We start from the raw sequence: 6,779 nt of genomic DNA, 5'->3' as shown, positions 1-6,779 counted from the left end.
CTTACTTCAAAACTCATTACTCCTTACTCATTACTCAACCACAACCAGTAACTTTCGGTAAAGATGCAAGATCTCAGATCAAGGTTCTTCATCGCTACAGAAGCGATAGAATAATGGTTCGTCTTTAAAATCATGTTCATCTAGGACATGATGAATTATGCCTTGTTCTAGCATTAACTGTCCGATGATAATTGCTTCGTCTCGGGTAGCCTTTTCATGCTTAACCAACCAATCTACAGCATCAGATCCCAAAAATACCTTGGGAAAGACTTTTAAGCCAAAACGACGGTCTTTTATCTCTACACCGTTTTCTCCCCGCATTTCTTCAGTGATTTTCCGCCAATTGTATTCTTCTTGAACAATCGGTTCAGGTAAGCTGATTGATGAGGTTGTCTGTTGTCTAGATGTAAAATCCCATAGGTATTGAGGATTACCATCTTCTGGGGTAATTTCTTCGGTTTCTTTGCCTATATCTTCTTCTAGATTATCCTTTACCCAATGATTAACGAATTTTTCTACTTCTGGCCATTTTACATTTAAGTCTCGCTGGGGAAAAGGTACCTCTATATTGTACTTATGTAGATATTTTTCTACATGATAGTAAAGATGATTTTTTACCTTCGGCTGCTTGAAGGGATTATTAGTAAAAGCCACAATACTAAAATTCATAGAATCTTCTCCATAGCCACGAAATCTTACTTTGACTGGAGGATGGCGTAAAATATCAGGATGAGATACTTGGGCTGCCGCTAATAAAACTTTGTAAATTAGATCTATATCGTAACCATAAGCGACTCCTATGTAAATTTTAATTCGAGTTAAACCACTGCGATGCCAATTGAATACAGGATTCTCAATTAAGCGAGAATTAGGCACTGTCATAATATAACGGTCTACGTGAGAGATTTCTGTAGTTCTAGCCCCGATTCTTAACACTAATCCCTCTATATCTCCTACTTTTACTAATTCTCCTACTTTTACCGGACGAGTGATAATTAGGATTAATCCTGAGATAAAATCTTTGGCTATATTTTGTAAACCAAAGCCAATACCGACTCCTAATACACTTAGGGCAAGCACCAAAGATTGAAAATTAACTCCTCCAGCATTGAGTATTAACAATACTCCTAAAAAAATCAATCCGTAACGACTAAAAAAACTAATTGAGTCTCGCGAATGTTTATCTACTCCTGCTATGCGTAATAGATTATCCTGTAGAGATCTAGTTAACAAATCGATGATAATCCATAGAGCAAAAATCAGCCCCATCATTAATAAAATTCTGTTTAAAGATAGGGCATCTTCGCCAAATTTAAACATAGGAGTACTGAATGTTTCACCGATTAATTTAAAAATATGATATTGCCAAATTCTTGACCAGGGAAAAATACTTGCTATGTAGCAAATAACTATTATGCCAGCGGCTATTTGCAAAAGTATTATTAGTAGTAATTGCCAGGAACCTTGCTCCAGGTAATTTTTATTTAACCGTCGGCGACGCAGTTTTCTTCCTAGTAAAAATAAACCAGTATTGATAGCTATACTAATAATCAAAGCTAGTAAGCTTTTTTTTATTCCTATTTTTATATAATCAGTACTTCTTTCTTTTTTAGCAGTTTCTAAAGCATTTATTAAACTGTTTTGCCATATTTCTGCCTGTTCTTGAGCTGTAATTCCAGGAATTAAATCCTTAGAAGTTACTGTAAGTAAATGTTCCTTATAGATTCTGAGAGTTTTTACTCCTGATTGTTCAAGAATAGTAATTTTAACTGGTTCATTACTATCTAAATAAGTTACTAATTTTTTTTTGAGAAGATTATTAATTCTTTCAGCCCTTTCTTGGGCAGTTAAATTATCTAAATCTCCTACTGTAAATAGTTCTCTTCCATCAAATACTATAGATTCCTTAGAAATGTTTAGATTAACTTGTGGTAGTTCGGCTTTGACTGGATAAAACCAAAATAACCCAAGCAGAATTGAAGCTAAAATCAAGACATGTTTAACGCTACACTTGTATTTCTGCCTATTTACTAGGTTCATGAGTTATTTGCGCTTAATTAATATAGATTTAGCTACATTATAAAGAGGAAAAGAATCTAGAGACAATTAATTCTCTTTACCTTTCCTCATACCTTTTTCAGTAAGTTAACAGTCTTTACTCACTTAATAAGGCCATTTCCATTCACGAATCTCAAGTTTATCGATACCTTCAGTATAGGCATAATAAAACGTATTTTAATTTCAGGGAAATGCTCTCGCATTATTGCTGTTGCGGCTAAAGCTTCCATAGTTGGTACATCACCAATTCCTACTACCACTACATCTGGTTCGCTTCCTTGGTCATTACTAGCCCAATCCCAGATGCCAATACCTTTATTACAGTGAGCGATCGCCTGATTCATGTTTAGATATTGCAGATGTTTGGTTCTACCGAGTGAACTATGCTAAATCTTCAAAAACTGAGACAGGGGCAAGAATTTAAGTTTTTGATGAATTTTTTGAGCTGCATTACTTGCCCTGTCTCAGTCGTATCTATTTAAACCTTGTTTTTAGCATAATTGAGTCTGTAGAACCGGTGACGAGGTGGTCAATGTAAAAAAATATCGCTATATGTATATAGCGATACAAATAATCCTAATGTTTTTTTTGTGATGCAAAATAGGAAGATGAAATCTTCAGATTTTGGATCTGGGTGTACTTGTGGTGATAAGTAAAACGGCTAAAGTTTTTACTCACTTAATAAGGCCATTTCCATTCACGAATCTCAGGTTTATCGATACCTTCAGTGTAGGCATAGTTAGAGTTCTCGATAATTTGATTTTTCAAATTATCTCTTAAATGAGCAGCTGTTTGTTGCAATTTAGGCACTCGGTCAATGATATCAATAGCGATGTTAAAGCGATCAACCTGATTACATATCGCTAATTCTAGAGGCGTATTAATGTTGCCATGCTCTTTGTAGCCGCGCACGTGGATGCGTTTCTGGTTGCTGCGACGGTAAGTAAGCTTGTGAATTAGAAAAGGATAACCGTGGAAATTGACAATCACTGGCTTGTCGGAGGTAAACAAACTGTCAAACTCTCTAGCAGAAAGTCCATGAGGATGTTCTTCCTCTGGTACTAGCTTAAACAAATCTACTACGTTAATAAAACGTATTTTAATTTCAGGGAAATGCTCTCGCATTATTGCTGTTGCTGCTAAAGCTTCCATAGTTGGTACATCACCAATTCCTACTACCACTACATCTGGTTCGCTTCCTTGGTCATTACTAGCCCAATCCCAGATGCCAATACCTTTATTACAGTGAGCGATCGCTTGATCCATGTTTAGATATTGCAGGTGTTTTTGCTTATCAGACACAATCACGTTAACAAGATTTTTCTCTTCTAAACATGTATTAGTTACTGATAATAGACAATTAACATCAGGTGGAAGATAAATACGAGTAACTTCTGGACTTTTATTCGTCATTACGTCAAGAAAACCTGGATCTTGGTGCGTAAAACCATTATGGTCTTGGCGCCATACTGTTGAGGTAATCAAAAGGTTTAAGGAAGGAACCGGAGCACGCCAGGATAGTTCATTACATTTTTCAATCCATTTACAGTGCTGATTAACCATAGAGTCAATCACATGAACAAATGACTCATAGGTAGAGAAAAAAGTATGCCGACCTGTGAGAATATAACCTTCCATCCAACCTTCTAAGGTATGCTCACTCAGCATTTCCATGACTCGACCGTTAGGAGAAAGCTCACCCCCATCTTTATCTTCATCTAAATATTCTGCTAACCAGGTTTTCTTACTGACTTCATAAATAGCATTTAGTTTATTAGAGGTGTTTTCATCGGGGCCGAATACGCGGAAATTCGTCATATTCTTTTGCATTACATCCCTGAGAAATTCCCCTAACGGACGTGTATTTTCTACTTCACTTTGTCCTGGCTTCTCAACTTCTACTCCATAATTGCGGAAGTCTGGCATTTGTAATTGTTTGGAGAGTATTCCTCCATTCGCATTAGGGTTAGCACTCATCCGACGCTGTCCTGTGGGGGCAAGTTCTTTCAATTCAGGAATTAACTTACCTGTTTCATCAAATAGTTCCTCGGGTTTATAACTCTTTAGCCAAGACTCTAATATGCTTAAGTGAGCGGGATTAGTTTTCACATCAGGCATAGGTACTTGGTGCGCTCGCCAGAAGCCTTCGACTTTGTGCCCATCGATTTCCGCAGGTGCTGTCCAACCTTTTGGAGTACGTAGAACAATCATCGGGAAGCGATAAAATTTCGCCACTCCAGAACTGCGAGCTTCTTTTTGGATCTTCTGAATTTCTTCGATGCAATGGTCTAAAGTAGCTGCCATTGCTTGGTGCATACTAGGTAAGTCAGAGCCTTCCACGAAATAAGGCTGGTAACCATAACCTAAAAATAGATTTTCTAAATCTGAATGGCTTATCCGAGAAAGAATAGTTGGATTGTTAATTTTATAGCCATTGAGATGAAGAATCGGTAAGACAGCTCCATCGGTAATGGGATTTAAAAATTTATTAGAGTGCCAAGAAGTAGCTAAAGGACCAGTTTCTGATTCTCCATCACCTGGAACGGCAAAACTAATCAAATCAGGGTTATCAAAAACTGTTCCGTAAGCGTGAGAAATACAATATCCTAATTCACCACCTTCATGGATTGAACCTGGTGTTTCAGGGGTACAGTGACTGCCGATACCACCTGGAAAAGAAAATTGTTTAAAGAACTTTCTCATCCCTTCAGAATCTTCGCTCTTGTCAGGATAAACTTCTGAATAAGTTCCTTCTAAATAACAGGGCGCTAGGACTCCTGGAGCTCCGTGTCCTGGTCCATTTAAGTAGATGGAATTGAGATCATATTTTTTAATTACACGATTACAATGTAGGTAAATAAAACCTTGACCTGCACTAGAGCCCCAATGACCTAAAACACGATTTTTAATATGTTCTGGTTTTAAGGGTTCTTTGAGAAGAGGATTCTCCCGTAGATAGAGCATTCCTAGCATTAGATAATGGGAAGCTCGCAAATAAGCATCCATTTTCCTAACTTCTTCATCACTCAGAGGAGTTCCTTGAATAGTAGAGCGAGCAATGCCAAAACAACTTATACTGTCACTAGTTTTCTCCGGTTGACTAACCATTTTTTACCTCGAACTTTAATAACTAAAAACATAAAGGTATACAAAGAGATGGTAAACATTAATATTTGATCATCTTTAACCCTCTCTAGATCTTTTTATATACCTAAACGATAATATTTTAGGTTAAATTTTGGTTAAGAACTAGAGATTAGCTCAACAGGCTCGAAGATTGATATATCCCCCACCTCAACCAGTAAATTCAATTTGATATTAATCATGGAAAGCGATCGCTGTTTTTATTTTCAACAATTAATTTTGCAAATTTATTTAATTTGTTTTTTTTAAGTACCTCTATTAATTTGGTTAAATCATAGTTTCTTTTTGTGGCTTCTGCTTTTAACAAACTTAAAAAAACTGGCAATCCGTGAATTTCTACTAATTGTAATAAAAACTTATCTGGATGTATCGCTTTAGTATTGTCTCTTTCTAGGATCCGATGGGGAAAATCTTTAAGATTATAGGTTACAATCCAGACTATATGGTTATTTTCTGATTCTGATTGAATCCTTCTCGCTTCAATAGCAGCAGCTAAAACATGTCGGTCTTTGGGGTCATTTTTCAAAGTTATAATTAGTTCTTCAGAAACTTTAACCAAAGATTGAGGAAAGTCTTGTTTAAGGGTTTTAATTCTCTGCAAAGCTATTTCTTGTGCTGAATATTCAGATATTTCTGATGTTTTTTGCTTTTTTTGGAGAATTTTGCCTAAGTTTCTTTCTGTTTCTTCAAGAATCTTATCAGAAGTATAAAATTTGTATAAATCTTGTTTAGCCCCTTGAATAATTATGCCACAGGCGTCATGTAAGACAGGAATAAGAACACAAGCATCTAAAACTGCTATAGGTAAGATCATTAACTCAGATCTTGCATCTTTAGCCAAAGTTACTTGTGGTGCTTGAGTAATGAGTAATGAGTTTTGAAGTAAAAGAATTGATCCTAACCACTTAAAAATTGATTTTCGCCTGTTGGCCTATTTAGTACTTTTTTAGGAGTGCAAGATATGAATTAAGGAATATGGGACTAGACGCTATAATTACAGTATAGTTAAAATTAGATTATATAAGGAAAATTTCTATGGGAAATTCAACTGAAGCAATTAAAATTGTCAGTGATAATCGACAGGCGCGGTATTTATACGAAATTTTGGAAACCTACGAAGCAGGAGTTGAGTTAAAAGGAACTGAAGTCAAATCTATTCGCGAAGGCAAAGTTAATCTCAGAGATGGTTATGTCTTTATTCGGGATGCTGAAGCCTGGTTACTCAATGTTCATATTTCCCCCTATAAAGCGGGAGGTCCCTATTTTAATCATGAACCTCTTCGCAGTCGGAAACTATTGTTACATAAGCGGGAAATTAATAAGTTAATTGGTCAAATAGAAAGAAAAGGTTTAACGGTAGTACCTCTCAAGATGTATATCAAGGGAAATTGGATCAAAGTGAGCGTGGGTTTAGCTAGAGGTAAAAAACTTCACGATAAGCGCGAAACCATCAAGAGACGTGATGACCAAAGGGAAATGGCAAGGGCAATGAAACGTTAAGCTCAGACCACAGCATCTTTATCCAAAGTTACTGGTTGTGGTTGAGTAATGAGTAAGGAGTAATGAGTTTTGAAGTA

4 protein-coding genes and 1 pseudogene are annotated in these 6,779 nt (G+C 36.3%); 1 reads left to right on the top strand and 4 read right to left on the bottom strand.

All coding sequences use genetic code 11. The features are described from left to right. Positions 1-78: 78 nt before the first annotated feature. The 4 genes and pseudogenes from MW688_RS19595 to MW688_RS19580 form a co-directional block, all read right to left on the bottom strand. Complete coding sequence (locus MW688_RS19595) at positions 79-2,040, bottom strand: mechanosensitive ion channel domain-containing protein (protein WP_486737698.1); 1,962 nt, start codon at positions 2,038-2,040, stop codon at positions 79-81. Between the two features lie 182 nt (positions 2,041-2,222). Next, a pseudogene (locus tag MW688_RS19590) lies at positions 2,223-2,429 on the bottom strand (phosphoketolase family protein); the annotation flags it as partial. Between the two features lie 307 nt (positions 2,430-2,736). Beyond that, positions 2,737-5,166, bottom strand: a complete 2,430-nt coding sequence (locus MW688_RS19585) for a phosphoketolase family protein (RefSeq protein WP_486737697.1) — start codon at positions 5,164-5,166, stop codon at positions 2,737-2,739. A 214-nt stretch (positions 5,167-5,380) separates the two neighbouring features. Then, on the bottom strand, positions 5,381-6,043 hold the full coding sequence (locus MW688_RS19580) for a PIN domain-containing protein (protein WP_486737696.1): 663 nt from the start codon (positions 6,041-6,043) through the stop codon (positions 5,381-5,383). 194 nt (positions 6,044-6,237) lie between these two features. On the opposite strand from MW688_RS19580, the gene smpB reads away from it, so the two are divergent. Then, positions 6,238-6,702, top strand: coding sequence for an SsrA-binding protein SmpB (gene smpB, locus MW688_RS19575; RefSeq protein ID WP_486737695.1), 465 nt, complete (start codon positions 6,238-6,240; stop codon positions 6,700-6,702). Positions 6,703-6,779: the final 77 nt, after the last annotated feature.

This window comes from Johannesbaptistia floridana (assembly GCF_057440575.1).
The sequence above is the reverse complement of the archived record's forward strand: the minus strand, read 5'-3'. Positions and strand labels throughout refer to the sequence as shown.

Bases quoted from the DNA above. Each gene is read 5' to 3' on its own strand.
- MW688_RS19585 (WP_486737697.1), bottom strand. From the start codon at position 5,166: ATGGTTAGTCAACCGGAGAAAACTAGTGACAGTATAAGTTGTTTTGGC.
- MW688_RS19595 (WP_486737698.1), bottom strand. From the start codon at position 2,040: ATGAACCTAGTAAATAGGCAGAAATACAAGTGTAGCGTTAAACATGTC.
- smpB (WP_486737695.1), top strand. From the start codon at position 6,238: ATGGGAAATTCAACTGAAGCAATTAAAATTGTCAGTGATAATCGACAG.